Below are 20,380 nucleotides of genomic sequence, written 5' to 3'. Positions count from 1 at the left end.
CGCTACTGCTGCTTGAGGTCTTCTATCTCGTCATCCAACTTTTCAACGAAGTCAGCCATCTCATTGTGGGCTTCCCGAAAGTTCTCGATTTCGTCTTCCAACTGTTCAACCCGCCCTACCATCTCCGAAAACGTTGCCGACTGGTCCGATGGATCAGTAAGTTCATCCGCGACTTCCTGCCCAAGATTAGTCAAACGATATACTGTTGACGACCCTCCACGACCCACAAATTCTTCTCCAGATTTTTTGATAAGTCCTTGTTCCTTAAGTATGTCAAGGTGGTAGGCGGCCGACTGAAAATCGCCATATTCCCGGAGTTTTTTCACATTAGTTTCATTGCCGTAAAAACGGAGGCCATCAATGATTGATGCGCGGGGGCCGCGCGTCTGTCCCACGAGTTCATCGAGAGTTTCTGCGTCTGTCTGAGCGCCGTTTCCCATACCTCCGTAATCCTCTTAGAACCTCTTAATTCTTTTCCTCTTAATTCTCTTAGAACTCTTATTCTCTCCCGCTTATAAGCACTTAGCTGACCGGCCCGAGGGAACGTCATGGGGACCCCCACCCCCCGGTGGTGAGACGATTTGTGGGGTTACGGAGTGCGGAGAACGGAGGACCCCGTGTGTGAGTACGCCGAACTACGGACTGGAAACTGGCGACTGAGAACTGCGAACTGCGAGCCGCGCACTACGAACTGAGCATGGGTGTCCGAGGACTGCGAACTACGAACTGAGAACTACGAACTGAGGACTGACGACGACGTGGGGACCCCGGCCGAGTGAAGCAAGCACTGACTGGACCTGCCAGAATGCTGATGGTGCCAGCTGAGGAGCCAGCAGGAGCAGAAGCCAGGGAGTGGAACACCGATGATGGATGAGTGTGACGACAGACCGGGGGCCGGCAGGCGAGACACTGAGTATGGAGTGATGGTGATTGAGTGACGACAGACTGGGGGCCGAGGTGGCGCAGCAACTGACCGCTGATGGAAGCGTGTGTCAGCATGACCGGGGGCCGAGTGAGCGAAGCAGCGAGTTGATGAGAGTACCGCGAGTCCTGGATGTCCAGCAGTATCAGCATGGCCGGGGCCGGGTGAGTGACGACAGACTGGGGGGCCAACAGGTGAGAGACACAGCACAGCACTGAAAAAACAGCAGTGCGACAGCACAGTAACGTGACGACAAAGCCGGGGTCCGGGCAGTATCAGCAGAACCGGGGTCCCACCAGTGCGGCAGCGGTGCGGGTCGGCATAGCACCAGCGGAGCAGCGGTCGTCAGCAGCGGTGGGGAGATCGTTGGAGGGCAGCAGCAGGGTCCTCAGCACGGGGACGCACGCTCGGGGTCCGGGCCAGCGGAGTGGCTGTCGTCGGAAGGCAAGAGCACCATAGCAGCGTGGGACTCATATCTCCGCCAGCAGCGGGGCCAGAAACGGCGAGAGAGCGAGATGGAGGGATGGACACCCGTTTCCACGCTGGGCACCCACAGCGGCGCACTGGGCGGCCACACGCGCCACCTGAACGCAGAGCACTACGGACGCCGTGACGAGGACGGAGTATGCCGATCTCCGTACCGCTCACTCAGTCCGCCGTTCTCAGCACGGGATAGCGAGACACCAGTACGAAATAGCGGAGAACCGAGCACGCAGTACGGGGGAGAACGCACGCAACACGCGGTGCGGGGTACGGAGTACGGAGTACGGAGTACGGAGTATGTGATGGCTGTCTTATCCGTCGGTTGGCCCCCGAGAGAGCGCACGAGGAATGAGCACGGTCCCCCACAGTCCGCCGCCACTCTCGGAGCGCTGTTTGATCCTGCCTCTTGAGTGGCATTGGCGACGGTTTCGGCGTTCAGAGGACATGATATACATCTCCGGACCGACAGCGCACGCCACGGGGACCCCATTCTGCAAGTCGTCGGTGCCGCGAACGCCCACGGTATCGCAGGTGACGCTCTCTCCGGCCCATTTCAGAATCCCCCTTTGAGTTCTTCGAGTGCTTCTTTTCGCCGCATCACCTCTTCACCGTACTCTCGGCGGAGTTCCTTCACGAACTTACGCAAGAACGCGCCGGGGTTGTCATACTCGTCGGAGAACTCGACGTACAACTCGATGAACTCCTTTTCGGGCGGCGTGAGTTTCGTCCCGAACGATTTCGTGAGTTGCATTCCGGGGTCCGGTGCGAACGGGCCATCGTCCGCTCCCGATCCTGATTCCGATTCATCACTCGATTGCTCGTCAGCGTCCGCTGAGTCGTCGGACGCCTGTGGTGGATCAGAATCACTGGCTTCGCCTTCAGAATCCGTCTCGTTGCTCTCCGGCGTGTCGCCGGCTTCATCGTCCCCGTAGTCGAGGCCGACCTCACCAAGCACGCCGCCGAGATCGCCGCTATCGTCGGTGTCGGTGTCACTGTCGTTGGTTTCTGTCATCGATGTGGGTCCTGTTGTAGCGTGGAGGGTGTCGAGCCGTGAATTAGTACCGCGTACTCAGTGCGGAGTACGGAGCACGTAGTTCTTAGTGCGTGTTGTGGCATGGTAAATGTTGCTCCTAAGACGTGACCGTACTCGTGACGAGTCGGCGGTCGATCTGGAAGTCCTCGACATCATGTTCGTTTTGGTGCCACGCAATGGCCGCCTTCGCCAGCGTATCAGCACATTCGAGGCGCACGTCACGCGGGTTGCCGTCCGTCCGCTCGTGGATCACCTCGATAGCGTCCTCGGTGAACGGCGAGGGTCCCTGACCGTTGAACTCCTCGCCGCGGAAATACGTGAGTGAGCGCGCGGCGTATTCGGCCACATCCTCGTGGTCGAACGGCTTGATACCCTCGTGGTATCGAATTCGCGAGTCGAGCGTGTCGCGGGCTTCTTCGAGGCGATCCTGTCCCGCAGGCGTCCCCATCAGGAACAGTCGGACGCCAGCATCGGCGACCGTCTGGAGCACTGGCAACAACTCGGTCGGGAAGTCCTCGATCTCGTCAACGACGAGCGAGAGTGTTCGGTCGTCGGCTTCGACCTGTTCGGCGAGGTCGCGGACAGCTGCTTTCGCTTCGTCAGTGACCCACGGAACACCCTCGCGGAGTTGGCGATACTCGTCAGCGTCGAGGTCATAATCCGCATCGAGCGCTGCCCGGATGACCGTGGCGTACAGTCCGCGCGGCGTCGTCTCGTGAGCGTTGTCGAGATAGCCAATGACGAACTCTGGATGCTCACCGAGGTCGCGCCGGACGATCTCGCGGAGCGCGGTCTTTCCCGTGCCATACGAACTGATGAGACCGACGTGGTGGCCGTTCAGTAGTGCGACTGTGAGGTTGTGGATCATCGCTTGGTCATGGCGGACGTACAACGCTTCAGGCATCCCATCTTTGTCGGCCTCTTCGCTGAATGGAAGGTCTTTCACCGAGTCGGGCGATCCACCGAGCGCTTCGCCGAACTGGAGCATTGCCGGTTCGAGGCGGTCGATCTGTTCTGAAATTATGCCCATGCCATCCAGTGTATGCCCTAGCACCGTAATAGTACGGGGTACTCAGCACCAAATACTTGTGCCTCAGACCTAAGAACTCGATGCGGAGGACTAAGTTCTTAGTACGGAGTAACTTGCGGTACAAGGGTGCTACGGGCCAATCTGCACGCCAGAGCTGCCGAGACGCACGAAAATAGACACGTTCAAGTACCGATCCCCGCTTCGAGCGGACGCATGGCAGATACCATCGTCAAAGCAGGTGTGAAGGATGCACTGGACGACAAGAACGTGTCGGCGGATTTCTACGACGTTCTCGATAGCGAAGTCCAAGACCTGCTCGCAGACGCCGCGCAGCGAGCGCAGGACAACGATCGTAAGACGGTGCAGGCGCGCGACCTGTAAGGTCTGGTTAGCGATTCGAAGCCGATGAACGCCGTAACGCATAGGTATCTCACCTCGTAATAGATCGCTATGTCGAGCCTCGATGCGAAGATCGACCGGCTGAAAGCCGAAGCGACCGAACGATGGGACAACCATTGGACGGTGAGAGTCCAGCACTTCGCTGACGGGGACACCAATGCCTTCGCATTCCGTTCCCGTGGTCGCGATGAAGACGGGAACCTCGTACATGACCGGCTGTTCATCCTCGAAAGTGGCGAGCCAGTGGTCGAGCGCGTGACGATGGAAAAAAGTGAACTCGACACCGAAACGCTCGAAGCGCCTGCACCGACTGCATAACGATTCCTCCAATATCGAATGGCGCATACAGCGCCGAACGCCGAAATAAATTTGAGCGCCCGGTGCGCTAGTTCCCTCTGACGACTTCCCGATGGCAGTCGTTGCAGAGAGTGTGATACACCTCACGCCCGCCCTGCTTGCGTTCGGTCCAGCTTCCAGACCAGTACCGAGCGCCTTCGTACTGCGTGCGTGAGAATCCACATCGGTCACATTCTGGCATTTTTCCTGATTCACCTCCCACGGCCTTCCTCGGCCATATCTATACCATGCACTACACCCACTTCAAATTTTACCTTCGGCTTTATACTCTAAGTTAGCCTTTGCCCGGTTTTGGACTATTGCCGGACAGAAGAGGAGTGGTTTAGTCCTCGATAGGATGTTGGCTGCCGTTTTCGTAGACGGTATCGCCCACGGTAATCGCTTCGCCGAGATTGAGCGACAGGAGTTTCAGGATCGTCTCGGGATCGTTCCCCGCGAGTACGTCAGCCACATCCGGCCCGTCCTCGTCCGTACGCCACCACAACACTCGCTTGCGCGCCTTGCGCTTGTCCACCCGACCGTCGGCGTACAACTCGCGGAGCCGCCGCCGTGCGGTCTCAGCCTGCGAATCGTATGCTTCGGCCACGTCGCCCGCCACGATCGCCGGCCCTTCCACCATATCGAAGACTTTCATCACGTCCTCTTTGTCGAATTTCTGCACGAAGCGCCCTTCACTGTCCATTTCTCGTCCGGCTTTGTTGGTTCGTGTTTCGTCTTCGTCTGATGCCATACCCTCTCTACAACGTCCATAGAGTTAAAACCTCTGGTGGAAACCTATGGGCTATAGCCGAAGTATATAGGTTATTGTGCGGACGACAGCAGCGGTCTCAGCGGCTTCGGAACTGGACTATTATGACAAGTGCCGGTCCGTGATGTCTCACCACGCCCGTCTCAGCCGCTTGGATGGACTGTGAGCACCAAAACCGTGGGACGTGAGCCTCAGAGTATAAACCCGAAGGAAAACATTAAAGTGGATGGGGCTCTTACGGTGAAGTAGAGACAGACCGGCTCCTCGGGGCACTTTCACGAAAGGAAGTGCCCGCGCGTTCAGACCGCGCGGGCTGGTTTGTTTCAACGGACAAACCATGACGACGAACGAACTCAGCGGTCAAGAAACATCCGGTTGCATCGGCCTCAAAACCACGGTTTGCCACAACGGCGTTATCAACGTCAAGCGCCCCGAATCCGACCGCGCCCACTCGGTGTTCGTCGACGGTGCGGGTGAGGTCGTTCGCTGTTCCTGCAAAGGCCACAAGTTCAACGGCCATTGTGTCCATCAAGACGAGATCGAAACCCGCCCACTCGTGCGGTCGAGCGCGGTAGCAGCTGCGGCGGAGATCGGCCAGCAAATCGCCACCGACGGCGGCACGGTCATCGAAACCGACGAGACGACCGACGAAACGGACCACGACCACGACCATCCCCAGGCCGATCATTGGGGCCACGAGGTCGCACACTACAGCGATGAAGTCGAGGGCGCAGGCGAGAAACGACAATGCCAGTCCTGCGGGTCGCGCTTCGAGGTCGCCATGATCGCCGCGACCGAGGACAGTAATAATCAGAAGTGGGAGGAGTTCTACGAGTGCCAGTCCTGCGGTGCGACGGGTTCGTTCCGGGTCGACGGTGAAGCCCATTCGCGTGACGCACAGCGGACGTGGACCGGACGCATCGCCTACCCCGAGGAGTAGGCCGATGAACTGTGCGATTTGCGGAACGGACGACACCACATACGACGACCCGGCTGCGCCTCGGTCGGTCACGCGCGGACTGTGCGGTATCTGTTGGCGACGGGAGGGCGCGCGATAGCTGTCCGGGTTCGATCGCTTTCGGAGGCACCCATGCACCAAACCACGCTTACCGACGACGACGAACTCAGTGACACGCCCACGACCGAACAGCCTTCTTCGTCGAGCGCGAGGACGAATCTCGCGCCACCCGATCAACGTGGCGGGGACGACTGTTGCCCGTGGTGTCTCGCGTCTTCGGAGACCTTCGAGCACCACGACGACGGAACTATTGGGTGCGGCTACTGTGACGCCGTTATTCCAGTCGAAGCGGAATGGTACGAACGCGGCGGGAAGATCGTTGTGTGACCGAACCTCTGTCTGTTCGGTGATTAGCCGCCGACAGCAGCGGTCTTAGCGGCTTCGGCGATGGACTATTATGACAAGCACAGTCGCGTGGCGCACTACCACGCCCAACTCACCGGTTTCAGCGGCTTGTGAATGCCAAAACTGCAAGACATGAGGCTTAGAGTACAACCCCGAAGCAAAGCATTAAAGTGGGTGTAGTGCATACGATGAAGTAGAGACAGACCGGTCCCTTCGGGGCATTTTCCAACGAGGAAAGTGCCCGCGCGTTCAGACCGCGCGGGCCGGTTTGTTTCAACGGACAAACCATGAACGCCTACGAACCCAACGGTCAAGAACGTACCGACGACGAACGACGCGGTGTTGAGGCGGTCGCAAAGCGTGTTACCCGTGCGCTCGATAGCTTCTTCCACGTCGAAGCAGCCGGCGACAACGGCAAATACACGGTGCTCAGTGGGTCGGGCAACACCTACACGGTGGACCCGTCGGATGGATCGTGTACGTGTCCCGACGGCCAGCGCGGATCGTGGTGCAAACACGCCCACCGAGTCGCGTTCGTTACCGGCGAAATCCCAGACATTGACGGTGTTCGTGTCGAATCGAGCGACAAGACCGACGACACCGACGCCGATACCGAGACAGAGACCGACGACAGTCAGACGCTCGCCGAGCGTGTCGAACAATTCGCCGCGAACAACCCCGGCGCGTCCGCTATCGAAGCTATCGGCCAGCTCGGGATCAGCCCCGACAAGAAAGAGCGCGTCGAGGAGGTCCTGGCAGCATGAGCGACGACACCCCGACCATCACCCAGCAGTACGCTTTTTCGGTCGGCGAGGACGGCGAGACGGACGGCATCGAAGCCGCCGAGGAGAGTATCGAAACATCGCTGGAAGCGTTCGGCGCGAACGTGGATCACCGCGAGCGGGATAGCCAGATCGACCAGCCCGAAGCTACCACCTTCGGTGTGGACGATCGCCCGGAAGCCACGTCGGCCGACGCGGGCGAGCAGGGTTCGCTGTTCGCCGACACCGAGGACGACCAGCAAACACTCACGGGCGAACGCGCCGCCAGCCAATGCCTATTTGAGACCGACGAATCCGACGACGACGCCCCCGAAACCCACGCCGGCAGTGACGACCGAGCCGACGAACCCACCGCGAACACGGCTGCGGACGACGAGGCACCCCGAGCGCTCGCCGACGGTGGCCGCGTCGAGGACGACCACGAAGACGACGCGCTCACCCCGGCGATGCTCGCCGGCACGCCCGTCGGTGGCCCCGGTGGCAGCGCCGCGTGTGATTCGTGCAACCGGCGGCTGACTGACGGTCACCGCGAGCATGACCTCGACGACAAAGACCCTGATACGGTGGTCGTGTACGCGACCCGTGTCCGCGACACAGACAAGTGGTCGCTCCGCTGGGTTAGCTGCGAAGACTGTGGTCCGCCCGGCGACGGCGAGGCCGACGAACCCGGCGAGGTGGTCGCAACCGCCACACTCACTTTCGACGCCCGCATTGATGGCTTCGCGCTCGCCGATCCCGAACTTCCCAACCACGGTCACTAACTGCCCCCGACCCAGCCCGTCGGTTCAAGGAGATCACCCCCTCGAAAGAAGACCAGACGAGCACCGCTGTACGGACGACAGCAGCGGTCTCAGCGGCTTCGGAACTGGACTATTATGACAAGCACAGTCGCGTGGCGCACCACCACGCCCATCCCACCGGCTTCAGCGCCTTGTGAGCACCGAAACCGAACGACGTAAGACTCAGAGTACAACCCCGAAGTAAAACATTAAAGTAGGTGTAGTGCATACGGTGAAGTAGAGACAGACCGGCCCCTCGGGGCACTTTCACGAAAGGAAGTGCCCGCGCGCGACAACGCGCGGGCTGGTTGTCTCGGTGGAGAACAACCATGACCGAAAACGTAACCCGACGACTTGAATCCGACGCATCGCCTGCCGACCACCAACCGACCAGCGAAGCCGACGGCGAGACGGTTCACGCGGTCGGTGACTGGGCGCTCGTCGTTCGTGCGGACGGCGCGGTTGAAGCCCGCACGCGCTGGGACAACGGCGACCCGAAGACGTTCACGACCGCGCCCACCGACGAAGCCCCTGAGCCGAGCGCGACCTACCGCTACGGCCTCTCGATCGAGCAGGTGCTTTCCCGTTACACCCACGAAACACGGTTTGACCGCGACCTGAACGAGCGCGAGAACGGGGCGGCGTTCCGCAACGGAATCATCAAGGCGCTGTGCGAGTTCGCTCCCGCGACGTTCCCCGGCGGCGAAGGCCGGCCTGCTGGTGTCATCCACGTCAACGCGTCGACCGGCCCTTCGACGACCCTCGTCAACGAGGACGCTTCCGCCGACGGTACGTACGCGACGTTCTACCCGTTCGAGATCGCGGGCGAGAGCACCACGGAGGAAGCATGAGCCACGGCGAACGCCAAACATACGAGTGCTCACAGTGTGACGACACTCATCCCGTATCGTTTGATTCCGACGGATACGGACTCGCGTGGTGCCGCTCGCGTGGAACGATTCTCGTCTCAAAACCCGAGGAGGCCGATCAATGACCGACCGCGACGAGTGTCGGAACCTCTCGTGCAGCAACGAACCCCGCGGCGGCGGTGGCTTCAGCGGCCGGTTCTGTTCGACCCCCTGCGAACTCAAATACGAGCACGTTCGCGCCGACGCCCGGCAAGCCGAGCGTGACGCCCGCCGCCAAGCCCGCCAGGAGGACGGCCTATGAGCGACACCGACGCATTCGCGGACGCACCGCTCGGGGACGAAGCTATTCGAGGAACGCGGACGTACGAGGAAGTGCTGTATTCGGAAGCCCACGCCGAGCGCACGGTTCCCGTGAATGTTCTATCGGGCGAGCGCACCCGCCAGATCGCCGGGAGTGTCGAGCGCGCGAAAGCCTTCGTCGACGACGATCCCCGACGGGTCGCAGTCCCACAAACCACCGAGGCACAGATCGAAACCCAGAGCGCGCCCTACATTTCGACCGTGTTCTACAACAGCAAGGTCGTACGCGGGAAAATCGTCGGGGAGAGCGACTACGGCCGACCGGAGTTCACGAACGACGGCCACGCGCTCGAATGGACCTACCGCGCCGCCGTCCAGGCAGACGCCTACGAGGTCCAGCTTGTCGAGGCCGACTACGACACCGGCAACGTCACGATCCACGTCGAGCAAGCCGACCGATGAAAGGCGTCATTCGTGTCGAGTGTGCGATCTGTGGCCCGATGGTCGAGGCCAAGGATTCGACGATGATGGAGGCGTCCGCCACCCACCACGAACACGATCTTCGACCGACAGGGCTTCGGGGCGTTCAACAATAGCAATACCAACACCGAAAAGCATCAACATGCCAAACAACCAACCACGCACCACGACAGAACAGTCAGACGACCACGACGAAGACGAGGGCGTACCAGTCGGCGACCGCCCGCCGTTTGCAATGTGTGCGCGCGACAGCAACGGCGAGCAGTCACCCGATCTGACCAGCCTCGACGGCGTCGGACCAGCGCTCGCCCACCGCCTCCCCGACGAAGGTTACGAGACGATCGCAGACCTCGCCGACGCCACCCGCGAGGACCTGCTGACAATCGATGAAATCGGTGAACGGCGCGCACGTCTCATCATCGCCGAGGTGAACAACCACAAGGTGGGTGAACAACGATGAGCGGAGTCAACGAAGAAATGCCGTGGTTGCCGGCCGACGCCGACGAAACGTTCGACCCGCTTGCACACGCCGACATCGAGATCGACACCGAGACCCCGATAGCTGTCACCCCCCGCGGCGGCGCGAGAGAGGTCGGACGGAGCTGCTACCAGGTCGACACCGAGTTCAGCACCACCCTCGTCGATTGTGGACTCAATCAGGGGACCGGCGACTCATTCCCCGACTTTCGTGGGCTGGAACCCGGTAGCATCGGTGCAGTCTTCCTCACCCACGCTCACATCGATCACTCCGGCGGCCTGCCAATCCTCGAAGCCCGCGGGTTGCTCGCCGACGACGCGCCGATCATCGCCACCCCACCCACCATCGAAATCGCCAAAACGTTGCTCGAAGACTCGTTGAAGATTCATCGCCGCGAAAGCCGTCATGCGGGCGAAGAACAGCAGTACGTCGAGAGCCACGTCGAGGACGTATTCGAGCGCTTCGAACCCGTCGAGTACGGCGGTGGCCGCGTCGAAGCCCTCGCGCCCATCCCCGACGAGGACCCGCTGGTATTCCAGATGGGCAACGCCGGCCACCTGCTCGGGTCGGCATGGTTGATGCTTCAGACCAACGGCTATCGCACCGTGTTCTCGGGCGACCTCGGCGGGCGCGCACCCCACCTCCCGGACATCACCGCACCACCGCAGGCCGATCTGCTCGTCCTCGAATCCACCTACGGGTCGCTCCACAGCCACACCGCAATGAGTGATGCACAGTCGAGCCTCTACGACGCAGCCAAGCGTGCGGTCCAGTCCGGCGAACCCGTCCTTATCCCCACCTTCGCAGTCGGTCGCGCCCAGATGCTCATGCTCCTGTTCGCTAATCGGCTGCACACGCTCTCAGACGACATTCAAGATCGGGTCCAACTCGTCGTTGATGGCATGGCCCAGGAGGCGATCGACATCTACCACGAGTTCGCCACCGACGCAAGCTATATGGACGAATCGATCGTGAATCGCGTCGAGTCTGGTACCTCGAAACCGTTCCTGCCGGACGGCACCGCCTTTCCGAGCTCGGACAGCGACCGGCGGGCGATCCTCACCGACGCGGCCCGCTCGGGTGGCAAGGTCCCGATCATCATCGCGCCGTCGGGGATGCTTACTGGTGGCAACTCCCCGCGGTATCTCACCGAGTTCGCCGCCCGCTTCGGCTCCGCGAACGTCTTTCTCACCGGCTATCAGGCCCAGAACACCACCGGGCGCGTGCTCCAAGACCAACGCAAGGCTGAGAAGGACGAACTCACCTATACCGTGGACAGCGAACCGCTCGGCACCGACTGGCCCTCTGTCTCAAACATCGTGCGGACAACTGTCGAGGAGGACGGAAAGAGCAAGCCGGTTACCCGCGCGACGATCCCTGCCGACTGGGTGAGTACGATCAACGGGTTGAGTGGCCACGCCGCCCAGCACGGCCTTTTAGAGTTCGTCCGAACTGTGAGCCCCGAGACGGTAGCGCTCATTCACGGCCCGGAGTACGCACAGGGCCACCTTGCGACTCATCTCGCCAAGAACGTCGAGAGCATCCAACAGGCAACACGCAGCCGGATGCTCACGCCGATTGCCGTCTCGCGCGATATCGACGTTGACACGCCAGCACTCTCGCCCGAGAACTTCGAGACCGCCGACGATCTCTCCGCTCACGAGAAAATCGAAGTTCTCCAAGAGCAGCTATCCGCGATGAGCGAAGACCTCGCCGCCGCTCGGAACGATACCAGCCCCTCGGAAGCAGAGATACGCCGTATCGTTCGCGATGAAATCGAAAACAGCCACAAGACGGTCACTAACTCCTGATACCGACTCTGAAGTCACCGATTGCGGTCAACCCATCGGCAGAACGCATCGAACTCCTTTGCGCCTGCATTCTCAGCTATCTGACGGAGAGTCCCGACCCGAACTCGGTCATGGAGCGGAACCGTCACATGGCGGGTTTCAACGTCAGAACCGTCGGGATGGACCCATTCGAGCCGCACGTGATCGCCACGAACCCGTGTCCGTTCAAAATTCCCTTTGTTGACCAAGACCTTCATCACGTCGTAGCCGGAGAAATCGCGTGTGACCACACCGAGCCACCTACTTCAGGACCTCGGGGAGATCGCCGCCAGTCCCGTATTCCTCCACATCGATACCCCACTCACGCAGTTCCTCCTCAGTTGGTTCACGCCCATAGTCCTCTTCTTCGATGAGTTTGACTGCTTCATCGAGATTTTCGAGGGCATCCTCACGGGTGGGTCCCTGCGAGACCGCCTCGGCCTCTTCGTCATAGGCCGTCCACCACCCATCAGGATTCTCAGTCAACCTGATTCGGCGGAGTCCTGCGCTCATAATTATTCCCCCGGCCGAATCCAAATCGCTTGTCGCGGGCCAGTCTTTTTCTTCCGTATCTCACCATCATCGGCTAGGTCATCGAGGGCCTGATACACTGACCGTTGGGGCCATCCGAGCGCGTCGGCAAGCTCGCCGGTCGTGTATGGCTCTGCTGGGTCCATCGCACTATACACATCGTCCGGTGAACGGGTTTTTACGAACTGTCCGGCGTTATTTCGAGGTTTTTCCGATTCCCTGTCTTCGGGCATGGCTACACCAACGACCGGCACGCATTTAACCTTTGCTCAATAACGCAATCGGTAGCTTTATCACCATAGCTCTATAACGCATAGGTAGAGACAGACCGGCCCCTCGGGGCACTTTCGAGCGGAAAGGAAGTGCCCGCGCGCTACAACGCGCGGGCTGGCTGTCTTTTGGGCAGACAACCATGATCGAAAACGCAACCCAACGGTTTGAATCCGACGCATCGGTCACGACCAGCGGCACCATCGCCAGCGCCCCCTGCGAACCCGAGTCGCCGGTTCCCGAGCGCGTCCACACCGAGCGTGCAATTGCCTACAATGGACCGCTTGACCGCGAGCGCGTGCGGTGTGTCTCGTGCGGCGTACACATCCGATACACGAGCGAACGGTCGGACAACGCCAACGAGCACTGCACAGAGTGCCAGCAGTTGGAGAGCGGCCGATGACCGACGACGATCAGCAGGCACTCCCCGACTTCGCCGCCGACCGCACCGACCGCGACCGCTACACCGTCGAATCCGAGCCGCGCCCGCATCACGACGGCAAGCGTATCCGCATCCATATTCGCAACGGAGCGCCCGCGATGGTGACGGTACTCCGGCTGGTTCGCGCCGCGAACGCCGACGGGTGGCGACTCGACAAGTACAGCGACCACGGTGACGAACTCGTGTTCGTTCCCGGCGAGGGCGGTGGCGATCAATGACCGACGACGAAGACGACCCAATCGCCGTGTTCGTGTCCGAACGTGCGCCGGGATGGGAGTGGCAGGCGTTTTCCACCGACCGCGAGACGCCCGAAACCGTCTACTACGGGCGCGTTCGGTCACCACTGACGCGCGGAGACTGGGAGTGGGGAACGTTCAGCGAGAGCGATTTAGAGAGTGTCGGCGCGCAGGAGGTCGACGATCGATGACCGCGCGAGAGTCCCGGCCTACGGAGGTAGAGCCGGAGATCGAGGCGCTTCCCGAGGCGCGGTGCCCCGAGTGCGGCAGCGAGGAGATCGAGCGGATTGAGCACCCACGACTCCCGCCCGATCACCGCGGACGGTGTACGGAGTGCGACCACCGAACGTCCCCACTCGCGTTTCACCACTGCTGGAAGTGGGTGCAGATGTCCGACAAGGAGCGCGAGCAGGCGCGCAGGCGGCGCGAACGCCACGAGGACAAGTTGGCCGAGTACCAGTATTCGGCGACGTATCTCGCCGAGCAACGCGGGGCTTGAATCATGAGCACCGATCCGATTTTGGATACTGACACGGACGCCGAACCAGCGTTTGAGCCGTGCGACGGCGAGCGCGTGAGCGACACCACAAGCTCGGTGGCGGCAGTGACCGAGAGCGATGGGTTCGAGGCCGACAATCGTCTTCGCGAGCTCACACCGCTCGTGCCCTACCTGGAGGAGAAATTAGCGTCGACGCGCCGCGAGGCGGTGCAGCAGGGGTACTCCACCGCACCCCTCTGACTCTTTGATGGGGGAACGCCCATAGTCTTATGCTGATGGGGATAGTACCATAGGGTAGAGATGGTCACGGTCATCGAAGACGAGGAGGAGCGTGACGGAACACGGGTAATCCGGCGGAAGATACTCCGCACGGACGATTCTCAGTTCCCGAGTGGCTACCGGTACGCGCTGCATTACGGCTATACTGATGACCGTGGCACCATCCTTCGGTATGACAACGAGAACCGGACGCCGGGCCGGCACGAACAGCATACACCCGACGACATCAAAGAAATCGACTTCCCTGGGATGCTGGAACTCCGGGATCGGTTTCTGGATGAAATCACGGATCTACCCTAACCATGACCCAGAACACACTCAAAATCACGTTCGGAGAGGCCGACGACCACCGGGCGGCCGCCCGCGAGCGTCTGCGCCGAGCTGAGGCCGGCGAGACCGGTGCAGCTATCGAACAGGACGAGCGCTTCATCCTCAACTTCGAGAGCTTCGGCGAGGTCGAGCGTCTCATGCGTCGCTCGAATCTCGAACTCGTCGAAGCGATCGCCACCGAACAGCCATCGAGCATCCGCGCGACCGCGGCAGCCGTTGACCGCGACTACAGCGATGTCCATCGAAACCTAAACGAACTCGAATCGCTCGGAGTTGTCGAATTCGTATCCGAGGGGGCGAGCAAGAAGCCCATCCTCCGAGAAGGAGCCACAGAGGTCGATCTTTCGTTCCGATGGGGCGACACCGGCGATGGCGATCCGAAGCCTGCTGAAGCTTGACTCGCCGGGGCTGGGAAGGCTACCCCTTATCGCCCGGCGACGGGCTACGCTGTCGGCGATGGGGCGGATAGGCGAATCGCTCTCCTGCGTCCCGTTTCTGCCGAAAGCATCCAAAAAGTAAATGATCTGGCGGCCTGGTCTATACAACAATGCCTTCTCACGTCGCGCCAACGACTGCGGAAGTCTATCGAGCACACCTCGCGGATGCGTCCACATCCAGCGACGTGTTCGCCGCCGGTCTCGCCGAGGAACCGGCGGCGGCACTCGTGAACGCCCTCGCCGGCCTCGACGATCCGCCGACAGTCCGCCTTCTCGTGACGGAAACCGTAGCGAAGTGGCTCCGCCGAGATTTCCACCTCGCCAGCACCGCTGCGGATCTACTCGCCGCTGAAACGCTCTCACTTCGGGTGGCCGACGGGTCTTTCGCCAATCAGATGGTGGTGACCGCGGATGCCGTCGCTTCGATCCTGTCGACCGACGAGCAAACTGCCGGGCCAGCGACCGACGACCCCGAGTTCGTCGACAGCATGCGCGAGCGGTGTAGTGAAGCATGGGAGACCGCAGAACCCTTCGACCTTCGGACGCCACCACGGTCGCGGGTCTACGAAACTCTCGGCGACGAGATCGATCCCGCGGTCGAGGCCGACTACCAGGCCATGCTCGATGCGGTCGAGACCACCCGGAGCAACGGCTACAGGACGACCGATGATGACCGCTTCGACGAGGTTGAGTTGGTCCTTCTCGCGGGCGCGAAACACGAACTCCAGCACTACGACCTCTCGCGGTGGGGTGAAGATGTCGGTCTCGCCAGCAAGGCCACGTTCTCGCGGACGAAAAATCGACTCGAAGACCAGGGACTACTCACGACCGAGAAGGTGCCGATCGACATCGGCCGGCCACGTCAGCGGTTGGTGCTCGACGATCGGCTGCGCGACGTCGAGGCGGGTGATCTTCCCGAGGCCGGCCGGGATGTGATCGATTCGGCCACGGAGTAGCACACATTTATCTATACTCGCCTCGTACATACGGCTAGAGTATGACAACGGTGAGTATCCGAGTTCCGGACGAATTGAAGCAGCAGGCCGACGAACTCGACCTGAACAAGAGTGAAGTCATGCGGTCGGCACTCGCCGAGGAGGTCCGCCGTCGCCGACGACAACGGATGGATGAGCGACGCAACCGCATCAGCGCACTCGATGTCGACCTCTCGGACGACGAGATCGCTGCGGCCGTTCGCAAGAGCCGTGACGAGGATGCTCGATGAGCGAGGGCGATGAATTTCTGCTCGATGCCAGTGCCGTCGTGAAGCTTCTCCTCGATGGCGAAGACGATCAGGCGTTTGGACACGCCGTGCTTGAACTCGGATTCTTCGAGGTCGCAAATACCCTCTACCGGATCGCCGCCCACGAACAGCGTCTCTCACGCGATGACGCCGATCTCCTCGTTGAACAGCTAGCCGACCTTCGCAATGAGATCGAGCTTCTCTCATTGCAGGATGTCGGCGGGATTGCTCGCGTCTATGAGACGGCGTGGAACACGTCGCTCACAGTTTACGACGCCGGCCACGTCGCGGCCGCCGCGTCGACCGGGCGGACGCTCGTTACGACGGACGGCGGCATTCACGACCACGCACCCTCCGATGTCGCTGTCGATGATATTGATGTTCTTATCAGGTGAAGACGATCTACGACCGTTTCAGTGGCCGCGATCGTTCCCACGACCACGGTCAGGACGACGGCCAGGATTCCGTCCACGGCTGCGACCGGGGTTACTTTTCTTGCCTCCATACTCCGTCTCGCCAGTGTAGACGTCGAACAGGTTGAATCGTTCCGCGAAGTTCGACGTAATTGGGACTGACGGGTTCCCGTTCAGATTGTTCGTTGCGTCGGTCACCGCACCACTAAGACGGAGGTCCGATCCAAGGGCTTCGGCGATCGTGTGTAGATTCGTCCGAGCCGTCTCGGGGACGGCCCCGCCGAGCAGGACCACGGCACCGCCATCGTCACGGAACGTGCGCACAGCATCGAGTTCGGCCTCGGTGTAGGCCTCAGCGGGCGCAGTGATTAACAGCGATCGGGCCTTTCCGAGTAGCTCGGCACCGAAGCTCGTCGCGGGTTGATTGACGCCCTCGAACGCGATATCGACCCCTTCGAGGTACCGCAGATAGTAGGCGGCATCTTCGGCCGAAAGCGCGTAGCTCGCGGCGAACTGGCCGTGTCCGCCATCGATGAGTACCGGGGCCTCGCCGTACTCAGTGGCGTCATCCCTGTCTGGCGGACCTGCGTGATCCGGCGGTCCCGCGTTATCTGGCGGTCCTGCATGGGGTGGAGGACCACCGTTGCCAGGGGTATCGGGAGGCCCAGCGTGATCCGGAGGACCGGCGTGGAGGGGTGGTCCGCGGCCAGCGGCAGCTACAGCCCGTGAAAGCAAGTGCGTCAAGAACACGTAATTGCCATAGTCGCTCGTATCGACCGGATATCCCTCGGCAGTTTCGTAGGTTTCATCGACGAACGATGACCCGACCATTGCGATCCCAGCGTCGTCATCAACCGCGACGAGCGGCGCGTTCGGCATCGAGGCCGTGGCCTCGGCACGCACGGGTACGCGCCCGCTCAGATCACCACTCGTACTTTCAATAGCGGCTGCCAGCGGGACGAAGAGTTCCTCGACGGAATCGTTCTGAATCGGCTCGGAGGTCGCTGGATCACTTGCGGACCACACGTTTCGACCGACTTCACGGGCGTTGAGTTCTGTAGCAAGGAAGTCATCGTGGCGAGCCAGCCCAGAATCATACACCCGGGCGTGGCCTGCATCGATCACCCGTCGATTGTAGAGCGTCTCGCGATCCCCCGAACCATCGGCGTCGTACGTGAGGTAGCCAAGCACGCGACCGAACTCGTCGCGAACGGGTTCGTTCGCGTCGAAGCTGAGTTCCACGGTCTCCCCGGACGACAGTTCACCCCTTGCGAACGCGGTGGCCGCATTGCCCGCGGCTTCGAGGTAGTCATACGATTCGATGCCTTCCCACTCCTCGGCACGCTCGGTACTGGTCGCACTCCCGGTCTCGGGCGTGTCGATTCCCAGTACCCGAATAGCTATCTCCTGACCGCCCTCGAATCGGACATCGACCGTGTCGCCATCGGTGACCTCAACCACCTCGACGGTATAGGTCTTCGAGGGATCGAGTTCGAGGCCCAGTCCTTCGCGGTCTGCGAAGTAGTCGAACGCCGTGTTGAACTTCGAGGTTACCGGTACGAAGGGTGCATAGAGGTTGTTCTCAGGATCGTACACCTGGTCGTCGTTGAACCGGAAGTTTGCGCCGATGGCGTCGGCGATCGCGTTGAGGTTCGCCGTCGTGTCGTAGTTGTTGAAATCCGATTGACCAAACAGCAACAGTGCGCCCCCGTTTGCGACGAACGCCGCGAGCGCGTCGCGTTCGGCGGCCGAGAAAGCGTCCGCAGGCGAGGTGATGATCGCCGCATCGGCTCCTGCGAGGTCGGCAGCGATGTCCGTCGTCGCAGCGATTTCATACCCGTTCGCTTCGGCGTAGCCGATGAACCCGCTGAATTTCTCGGCATCGTAGAACTGGCCGTGCCCCTCGTCGAAGACGACAGCCGGGCCGTCAGTCTCGACATCGAGGATATTGAGTAGGAACTCCTCGTTGCCGTAGTTGAAATCGGTGTCGCTCTGGCCGATCGGCGCGCCGAAACCCACAACGCCGTCATCGCTGGTGATCAACGGCATCGGTACATCATCGGGATAAACGACGGCATCGCCGTTGCCGTCCGCATCACCGTTGTAGGCGGGGGACTCAGCCCATACCGCGATCAGCGAGTCATCGGTCAGGGGTTCCTTGTTTCCGTTGAGGAGACTCGCGGTTGAGTCGAACACGAGGGGCCGTATCGTTCCGTCGGACGCCACCGGTTCTTGAGCGGTCGCTGCGCTGACTCCGGAGAGTGCCGCAGCGCCGGTCGTTCCCAGTGTGGTCAGAAAGGTTCGTCGTCGCATGACACATCCATACACCAGACGACAAATGGAATCATTTTTTATTTTGTGTTGTAGGATATAGTGCTGGAAACATTGGCAAAATTGATCTTGACGATTCTCAATAGGAGACTCGGCTCTGCACGTTCATAAACTCCCCTCAGAATGGAGGAAGAGATGGTCGATTTCCTCCATCAGTCCGTCGAGATCGTGATCTGGCTGGTCGCGCACCCACGAAAACATGTTGTAGATCGCCTCTTTGAGACCGTGTTCGAGCTGCGCTCGGAGCGACGAGGCTTTCGAGACGAGTCGCTCCGAGACGCTCGATTCGGGACCAAGGCGAAGGAGACTGTAGGTCAGCATCTGAAGGTGCCAGTCGTCACTGGCACCTTCAGAATCGCGTACCTCGCAGCCTCCAAGGCCGAGATCCTGCTTCGAGTCCTCGAAGAACGTCTCGATTCGCCACCTGTACGAATAGCTCCGAATGAGATGGCCAGAGGGAGCGTCGATCTTGTTCGTTGCGAGGTACTTGACCGGGTTGTCTTCGTCCTTGTCAGTGACTTTCTCGGCGATTACCAGTCGTACCTCACCTAACTTCGAGATCGGTAGCGTCCTCGTCCAAATCTTGTACGTTTCCTCGTCGATCTCTCGCTCTACTTTGTCGATGCGCTCTTCCAGCGCATCGACGCGCNGGTCCGATCCAGTCCTTGCCGTAGGATTCGACGTGCTTGATCAGGTCCGAGTCGTGGGCGAACCACGAGTCGAAGAGGTAGGTGTCCGCGAGTGGTCTGCGAAAGAGTTGACCCCTTAGAGCGCCTCTCTACGGTGATGAAGAACAATCGGCGTGGTCTGTTAGTGAGGCATCTGTCGGGAGGTGAGCTTGATCGAGCGATTGCAGACGCTCAGAAGGCGGACGAGACGCGTCTCGTCCGGCGGCTCTGCTACGTGAAGAATCTCTACGCAGGCGATACGCGCGAGGAAGCGGGCGACCGCGTCGGGATCTCCCGATCCACGACGCGGCGGTGGGCACGCGCGTAGAACGAAGGAGGCGTCGAGGGCCTCCGTCCGGGCTTCGGCGGCGGACGGCCGCCGAAGCTCACCAACAAGCAGTTCGACGAACTCTGTGACATCCTCGAAGAGGGCCAGCCGTGGACGCCGCGAGCGATTCATTCGCTCATCGAAGACCGCTACGGCGTCACGTACCACCCAGCACACCTGAGCCGGAAGCTTCGAGCTGCCGGCATGAACTACGCGAAGCCGCGCCCGATGGATCCNCGCTCATCGAAGACCGCTACGGCGTCACGTACCACCCAGCACACCTGAGCCGGAAGCTTCGAGCTGCCGGCATGAACTACGCGAAGCCGCGCCCGATGGATCCGCGTCGGCCTGCCGACGCCGAAGAGATTCTCGCCGAGCGCCTCGGCCAGGCGCTCGGCGAGGACGATCACGAGGCCGAGGAGGATGATCCCATCGTACTGGGCTTCTTTCGACGAAGCGTGGCCACAGCCATTTGAGAACTCTCAACGGATGTGGTCGTTCGACCGCACGGTCACGATTCC

Annotated in this window: 32 protein-coding genes and 2 pseudogenes; 26 read left to right on the top strand and 8 right to left on the bottom strand. The window is 61.0% G+C overall.

Annotation, left to right across the window (positions count from 1 at the left end):
* Positions 1-2: 2 nt before the first annotated feature.
* The 3 genes from C450_RS20330 to C450_RS20320 all read right to left on the bottom strand — a co-directional run bounded on the left by C450_RS20330 (position 3) and on the right by C450_RS20320 (position 3,468).
* Positions 3-440: a hypothetical protein gene (locus tag C450_RS20330; RefSeq protein ID WP_005047098.1), complete on the bottom strand. Its 438-nt coding sequence runs from the start codon at positions 438-440 to the stop codon at positions 3-5.
* Between the two features lie 1,518 nt (positions 441-1,958).
* Positions 1,959-2,417, bottom strand: a complete 459-nt coding sequence (locus tag C450_RS20325) for a hypothetical protein (RefSeq protein WP_005047097.1) — start codon at positions 2,415-2,417, stop codon at positions 1,959-1,961.
* A 118-nt stretch (positions 2,418-2,535) separates the two neighbouring features.
* The gene (locus C450_RS20320) at positions 2,536-3,468 is read right to left on the bottom strand and encodes an ATP-binding protein (protein WP_049910577.1); all 933 of its coding nucleotides are present in this window, start codon (positions 3,466-3,468) and stop codon (positions 2,536-2,538) included.
* Between the two features lie 213 nt (positions 3,469-3,681).
* Here C450_RS20320 and C450_RS20315 point away from each other — a divergent pair, with 213 nt between their 5' ends.
* On the top strand, positions 3,682-3,849 hold the full coding sequence (locus C450_RS20315) for a hypothetical protein (protein WP_005047093.1): 168 nt from the start codon (positions 3,682-3,684) through the stop codon (positions 3,847-3,849).
* A gap of 69 nt (positions 3,850-3,918) precedes the next feature.
* Positions 3,919-4,185, top strand: coding sequence for a hypothetical protein (locus C450_RS20310; RefSeq protein WP_005047092.1), 267 nt, complete (start codon positions 3,919-3,921; stop codon positions 4,183-4,185).
* A 361-nt stretch (positions 4,186-4,546) separates the two neighbouring features.
* Here C450_RS20310 and C450_RS20305 read toward each other — a convergent pair whose 3' ends face one another.
* Positions 4,547-4,954 carry a hypothetical protein gene (locus C450_RS20305; RefSeq protein ID WP_005047091.1) on the bottom strand — a complete coding sequence of 136 codons (408 nt, stop codon included), beginning with the start codon at positions 4,952-4,954 and terminating at the stop codon, positions 4,547-4,549.
* Positions 4,955-5,309: 355 nt separating this feature from the next.
* Here C450_RS20305 and C450_RS20300 point away from each other — a divergent pair, with 355 nt between their 5' ends.
* The 10 genes from C450_RS20300 (at position 5,310) to C450_RS20260 (ending at position 11,834) form a co-directional block, all read left to right on the top strand.
* Entirely contained in the window at positions 5,310-5,912 is a 603-nt protein-coding gene (locus C450_RS20300) for a hypothetical protein (RefSeq protein ID WP_005047090.1), read from the top strand.
* A gap of 150 nt (positions 5,913-6,062) precedes the next feature.
* Positions 6,063-6,317 (top strand): hypothetical protein, encoded by a 255-nt coding sequence (locus tag C450_RS20295; RefSeq protein ID WP_005047088.1) that lies wholly within the window; start codon positions 6,063-6,065, stop codon positions 6,315-6,317.
* 305 nt (positions 6,318-6,622) lie between these two features.
* Positions 6,623-7,099 (top strand): SWIM zinc finger family protein, encoded by a 477-nt coding sequence (locus C450_RS20290; protein ID WP_005047087.1) that lies wholly within the window; start codon positions 6,623-6,625, stop codon positions 7,097-7,099.
* A complete protein-coding gene (locus C450_RS23125) occupies positions 7,096-7,878 on the top strand; it encodes a hypothetical protein (protein ID WP_005047086.1) in 783 nt (260 codons plus the stop codon). Before C450_RS20290 ends, C450_RS23125 begins: the two co-directional genes overlap by 4 nt.
* A gap of 347 nt (positions 7,879-8,225) precedes the next feature.
* The gene (locus tag C450_RS20280) at positions 8,226-8,747 is read left to right on the top strand and encodes a hypothetical protein (RefSeq protein WP_005047084.1); all 522 of its coding nucleotides are present in this window, start codon (positions 8,226-8,228) and stop codon (positions 8,745-8,747) included.
* A gap of 139 nt (positions 8,748-8,886) precedes the next feature.
* Complete coding sequence (locus tag C450_RS20275) at positions 8,887-9,066, top strand: hypothetical protein (protein ID WP_049910575.1); 180 nt, start codon at positions 8,887-8,889, stop codon at positions 9,064-9,066.
* Positions 9,063-9,527, top strand: coding sequence for a hypothetical protein (locus C450_RS20270; RefSeq protein ID WP_005047082.1), 465 nt, complete (start codon positions 9,063-9,065; stop codon positions 9,525-9,527). Before C450_RS20275 ends, C450_RS20270 begins: the two co-directional genes overlap by 4 nt.
* A complete protein-coding gene (locus C450_RS22210; RefSeq protein WP_161606988.1) occupies positions 9,524-9,661 on the top strand; it encodes a hypothetical protein in 138 nt (45 codons plus the stop codon). Before C450_RS20270 ends, C450_RS22210 begins: the two co-directional genes overlap by 4 nt.
* Positions 9,662-9,687: 26 nt before the next feature.
* Positions 9,688-10,005, top strand: coding sequence for a helix-hairpin-helix domain-containing protein (locus tag C450_RS20265; RefSeq protein ID WP_005047080.1), 318 nt, complete (start codon positions 9,688-9,690; stop codon positions 10,003-10,005).
* The gene (locus tag C450_RS20260) at positions 10,002-11,834 is read left to right on the top strand and encodes an MBL fold metallo-hydrolase (protein ID WP_049910573.1); all 1,833 of its coding nucleotides are present in this window, start codon (positions 10,002-10,004) and stop codon (positions 11,832-11,834) included. Before C450_RS20265 ends, C450_RS20260 begins: the two co-directional genes overlap by 4 nt.
* 14 nt (positions 11,835-11,848) lie before the next feature.
* On the opposite strand, the gene C450_RS21225 is transcribed toward C450_RS20260, so the two are convergent.
* Both C450_RS21225 and C450_RS20255 read right to left on the bottom strand, forming a co-directional pair.
* Positions 11,849-12,070, bottom strand: a complete 222-nt coding sequence (locus tag C450_RS21225) for a type II toxin-antitoxin system HicA family toxin (protein ID WP_080510363.1) — start codon at positions 12,068-12,070, stop codon at positions 11,849-11,851.
* A gap of 43 nt (positions 12,071-12,113) precedes the next feature.
* Positions 12,114-12,338 (bottom strand): type II toxin-antitoxin system HicB family antitoxin, encoded by a 225-nt coding sequence (locus C450_RS20255; protein ID WP_338035765.1) that lies wholly within the window; start codon positions 12,336-12,338, stop codon positions 12,114-12,116.
* Positions 12,339-12,795: 457 nt separating this feature from the next.
* Between C450_RS20255 and C450_RS20245 the strand changes: the two genes are divergently transcribed.
* From C450_RS20245 to C450_RS20200, 10 genes are all read left to right on the top strand, one after another.
* Positions 12,796-13,056 (top strand): hypothetical protein, encoded by a 261-nt coding sequence (locus tag C450_RS20245; protein WP_005047059.1) that lies wholly within the window; start codon positions 12,796-12,798, stop codon positions 13,054-13,056.
* Positions 13,053-13,313, top strand: coding sequence for a hypothetical protein (locus tag C450_RS20240; protein ID WP_005047058.1), 261 nt, complete (start codon positions 13,053-13,055; stop codon positions 13,311-13,313). The genes C450_RS20245 and C450_RS20240 overlap by 4 nt, the downstream gene beginning before the upstream one ends.
* Positions 13,310-13,522 carry a hypothetical protein gene (locus C450_RS20235; RefSeq protein ID WP_005047057.1) on the top strand — a complete coding sequence of 71 codons (213 nt, stop codon included), beginning with the start codon at positions 13,310-13,312 and terminating at the stop codon, positions 13,520-13,522. Before C450_RS20240 ends, C450_RS20235 begins: the two co-directional genes overlap by 4 nt.
* Positions 13,519-13,830 (top strand): hypothetical protein, encoded by a 312-nt coding sequence (locus C450_RS20230; protein ID WP_005047055.1) that lies wholly within the window; start codon positions 13,519-13,521, stop codon positions 13,828-13,830. The genes C450_RS20235 and C450_RS20230 overlap by 4 nt, the downstream gene beginning before the upstream one ends.
* Positions 13,831-13,833: 3 nt before the next feature.
* Positions 13,834-14,070, top strand: a complete 237-nt coding sequence (locus C450_RS23120; protein ID WP_005047052.1) for a hypothetical protein — start codon at positions 13,834-13,836, stop codon at positions 14,068-14,070.
* A 60-nt stretch (positions 14,071-14,130) separates the two neighbouring features.
* The gene (locus C450_RS20220; RefSeq protein WP_005047050.1) at positions 14,131-14,409 is read left to right on the top strand and encodes a toxin-antitoxin system TumE family protein; all 279 of its coding nucleotides are present in this window, start codon (positions 14,131-14,133) and stop codon (positions 14,407-14,409) included.
* Positions 14,410-14,411: 2 nt separating this feature from the next.
* Entirely contained in the window at positions 14,412-14,837 is a 426-nt protein-coding gene (locus C450_RS20215) for an HVO_A0114 family putative DNA-binding protein (protein ID WP_005047047.1), read from the top strand.
* Positions 14,838-14,986: 149 nt separating this feature from the next.
* Positions 14,987-15,832 (top strand): transcriptional regulator TbsP, encoded by an 846-nt coding sequence (tbsP, locus tag C450_RS20210; protein ID WP_005047038.1) that lies wholly within the window; start codon positions 14,987-14,989, stop codon positions 15,830-15,832.
* A gap of 41 nt (positions 15,833-15,873) precedes the next feature.
* Positions 15,874-16,101 carry a type II toxin-antitoxin system CcdA family antitoxin gene (locus tag C450_RS20205; protein ID WP_005047037.1) on the top strand — a complete coding sequence of 76 codons (228 nt, stop codon included), beginning with the start codon at positions 15,874-15,876 and terminating at the stop codon, positions 16,099-16,101.
* Entirely contained in the window at positions 16,098-16,514 is a 417-nt protein-coding gene (locus C450_RS20200) for a type II toxin-antitoxin system VapC family toxin (RefSeq protein ID WP_005047034.1), read from the top strand. The genes C450_RS20205 and C450_RS20200 overlap by 4 nt, the downstream gene beginning before the upstream one ends.
* Before the next feature lie 18 nt (positions 16,515-16,532).
* Here the strand turns inward: C450_RS20200 and C450_RS20195 are convergent, their stop codons facing one another.
* Positions 16,533-18,845, bottom strand: a complete 2,313-nt coding sequence (locus C450_RS20195; RefSeq protein WP_005047031.1) for a thermonuclease family protein — start codon at positions 18,843-18,845, stop codon at positions 16,533-16,535.
* A 123-nt stretch (positions 18,846-18,968) separates the two neighbouring features.
* Positions 18,969-19,602 (bottom strand): annotated as a pseudogene (locus C450_RS20190) (transposase); the annotation flags it as partial.
* 47 nt (positions 19,603-19,649) lie between these two features.
* Here C450_RS20190 and C450_RS23600 point away from each other — a divergent pair.
* The 4 genes and pseudogenes from C450_RS23600 (at position 19,650) to C450_RS23585 (ending at position 20,335) form a co-directional block, all read left to right on the top strand.
* Positions 19,650-19,859, top strand: a complete 210-nt coding sequence (locus C450_RS23600) for a helix-turn-helix domain-containing protein (protein WP_080510358.1) — start codon at positions 19,650-19,652, stop codon at positions 19,857-19,859.
* Positions 19,860-19,919: 60 nt separating this feature from the next.
* Positions 19,920-19,985: pseudogene (locus C450_RS23595) on the top strand (hypothetical protein); the annotation flags it as partial.
* Positions 19,986-20,144: a winged helix-turn-helix domain-containing protein gene (locus C450_RS23590; RefSeq protein ID WP_394324925.1), complete on the top strand. Its 159-nt coding sequence runs from the start codon at positions 19,986-19,988 to the stop codon at positions 20,142-20,144.
* Complete coding sequence (locus C450_RS23585; RefSeq protein WP_394324924.1) at positions 20,102-20,335, top strand: winged helix-turn-helix domain-containing protein; 234 nt, start codon at positions 20,102-20,104, stop codon at positions 20,333-20,335. The genes C450_RS23590 and C450_RS23585 overlap by 43 nt, the downstream gene beginning before the upstream one ends.
* Positions 20,336-20,380: the final 45 nt, after the last annotated feature.

The sequence above is a fragment of the Halococcus salifodinae DSM 8989 genome (genome assembly GCF_000336935.1).
GTDB classification, from domain to species: Archaea; Halobacteriota; Halobacteria; order Halobacteriales; family Halococcaceae; genus Halococcus; species Halococcus salifodinae.
This window is presented reverse-complemented; position numbering and strand designations above follow the sequence as displayed.

Excerpts from the sequence above, each read along its gene's own strand:
- C450_RS20330 (WP_005047098.1), bottom strand. The coding sequence starts at position 440 with ATGGGAAACGGCGCTCAGACAGACGCAGAAACTCTCGATGAACTCGTG.
- C450_RS20325 (WP_005047097.1), bottom strand. The coding sequence starts at position 2,417 with ATGACAGAAACCAACGACAGTGACACCGACACCGACGATAGCGGCGAT.
- C450_RS20320 (WP_049910577.1), bottom strand. The coding sequence starts at position 3,468 with ATGGGCATAATTTCAGAACAGATCGACCGCCTCGAACCGGCAATGCTC.
- C450_RS20315 (WP_005047093.1), top strand. The coding sequence starts at position 3,682 with ATGGCAGATACCATCGTCAAAGCAGGTGTGAAGGATGCACTGGACGAC.
- C450_RS20310 (WP_005047092.1), top strand. The coding sequence starts at position 3,919 with ATGTCGAGCCTCGATGCGAAGATCGACCGGCTGAAAGCCGAAGCGACC.
- C450_RS20305 (WP_005047091.1), bottom strand. The coding sequence starts at position 4,954 with ATGGCATCAGACGAAGACGAAACACGAACCAACAAAGCCGGACGAGAA.
- C450_RS20300 (WP_005047090.1), top strand. The coding sequence starts at position 5,310 with ATGACGACGAACGAACTCAGCGGTCAAGAAACATCCGGTTGCATCGGC.
- C450_RS20295 (WP_005047088.1), top strand. The coding sequence starts at position 6,063 with ATGCACCAAACCACGCTTACCGACGACGACGAACTCAGTGACACGCCC.
- C450_RS20290 (WP_005047087.1), top strand. The coding sequence starts at position 6,623 with ATGAACGCCTACGAACCCAACGGTCAAGAACGTACCGACGACGAACGA.
- C450_RS23125 (WP_005047086.1), top strand. The coding sequence starts at position 7,096 with ATGAGCGACGACACCCCGACCATCACCCAGCAGTACGCTTTTTCGGTC.
- C450_RS20280 (WP_005047084.1), top strand. The coding sequence starts at position 8,226 with ATGACCGAAAACGTAACCCGACGACTTGAATCCGACGCATCGCCTGCC.
- C450_RS20275 (WP_049910575.1), top strand. The coding sequence starts at position 8,887 with ATGACCGACCGCGACGAGTGTCGGAACCTCTCGTGCAGCAACGAACCC.
- C450_RS20270 (WP_005047082.1), top strand. The coding sequence starts at position 9,063 with ATGAGCGACACCGACGCATTCGCGGACGCACCGCTCGGGGACGAAGCT.
- C450_RS22210 (WP_161606988.1), top strand. The coding sequence starts at position 9,524 with ATGAAAGGCGTCATTCGTGTCGAGTGTGCGATCTGTGGCCCGATGGTC.
- C450_RS20265 (WP_005047080.1), top strand. The coding sequence starts at position 9,688 with ATGCCAAACAACCAACCACGCACCACGACAGAACAGTCAGACGACCAC.
- C450_RS20260 (WP_049910573.1), top strand. The coding sequence starts at position 10,002 with ATGAGCGGAGTCAACGAAGAAATGCCGTGGTTGCCGGCCGACGCCGAC.
- C450_RS21225 (WP_080510363.1), bottom strand. The coding sequence starts at position 12,070 with ATGAAGGTCTTGGTCAACAAAGGGAATTTTGAACGGACACGGGTTCGT.
- C450_RS20245 (WP_005047059.1), top strand. The coding sequence starts at position 12,796 with ATGATCGAAAACGCAACCCAACGGTTTGAATCCGACGCATCGGTCACG.
- C450_RS20240 (WP_005047058.1), top strand. The coding sequence starts at position 13,053 with ATGACCGACGACGATCAGCAGGCACTCCCCGACTTCGCCGCCGACCGC.
- C450_RS20235 (WP_005047057.1), top strand. The coding sequence starts at position 13,310 with ATGACCGACGACGAAGACGACCCAATCGCCGTGTTCGTGTCCGAACGT.
- C450_RS20230 (WP_005047055.1), top strand. The coding sequence starts at position 13,519 with ATGACCGCGCGAGAGTCCCGGCCTACGGAGGTAGAGCCGGAGATCGAG.
- C450_RS23120 (WP_005047052.1), top strand. The coding sequence starts at position 13,834 with ATGAGCACCGATCCGATTTTGGATACTGACACGGACGCCGAACCAGCG.
- C450_RS20220 (WP_005047050.1), top strand. The coding sequence starts at position 14,131 with ATGGTCACGGTCATCGAAGACGAGGAGGAGCGTGACGGAACACGGGTA.
- C450_RS20215 (WP_005047047.1), top strand. The coding sequence starts at position 14,412 with ATGACCCAGAACACACTCAAAATCACGTTCGGAGAGGCCGACGACCAC.
- tbsP (WP_005047038.1), top strand. The coding sequence starts at position 14,987 with ATGCCTTCTCACGTCGCGCCAACGACTGCGGAAGTCTATCGAGCACAC.
- C450_RS20205 (WP_005047037.1), top strand. The coding sequence starts at position 15,874 with ATGACAACGGTGAGTATCCGAGTTCCGGACGAATTGAAGCAGCAGGCC.
- C450_RS20200 (WP_005047034.1), top strand. The coding sequence starts at position 16,098 with ATGAGCGAGGGCGATGAATTTCTGCTCGATGCCAGTGCCGTCGTGAAG.
- C450_RS20195 (WP_005047031.1), bottom strand. The coding sequence starts at position 18,845 with ATGCGACGACGAACCTTTCTGACCACACTGGGAACGACCGGCGCTGCG.
- C450_RS23600 (WP_080510358.1), top strand. The coding sequence starts at position 19,650 with ATGAAGAACAATCGGCGTGGTCTGTTAGTGAGGCATCTGTCGGGAGGT.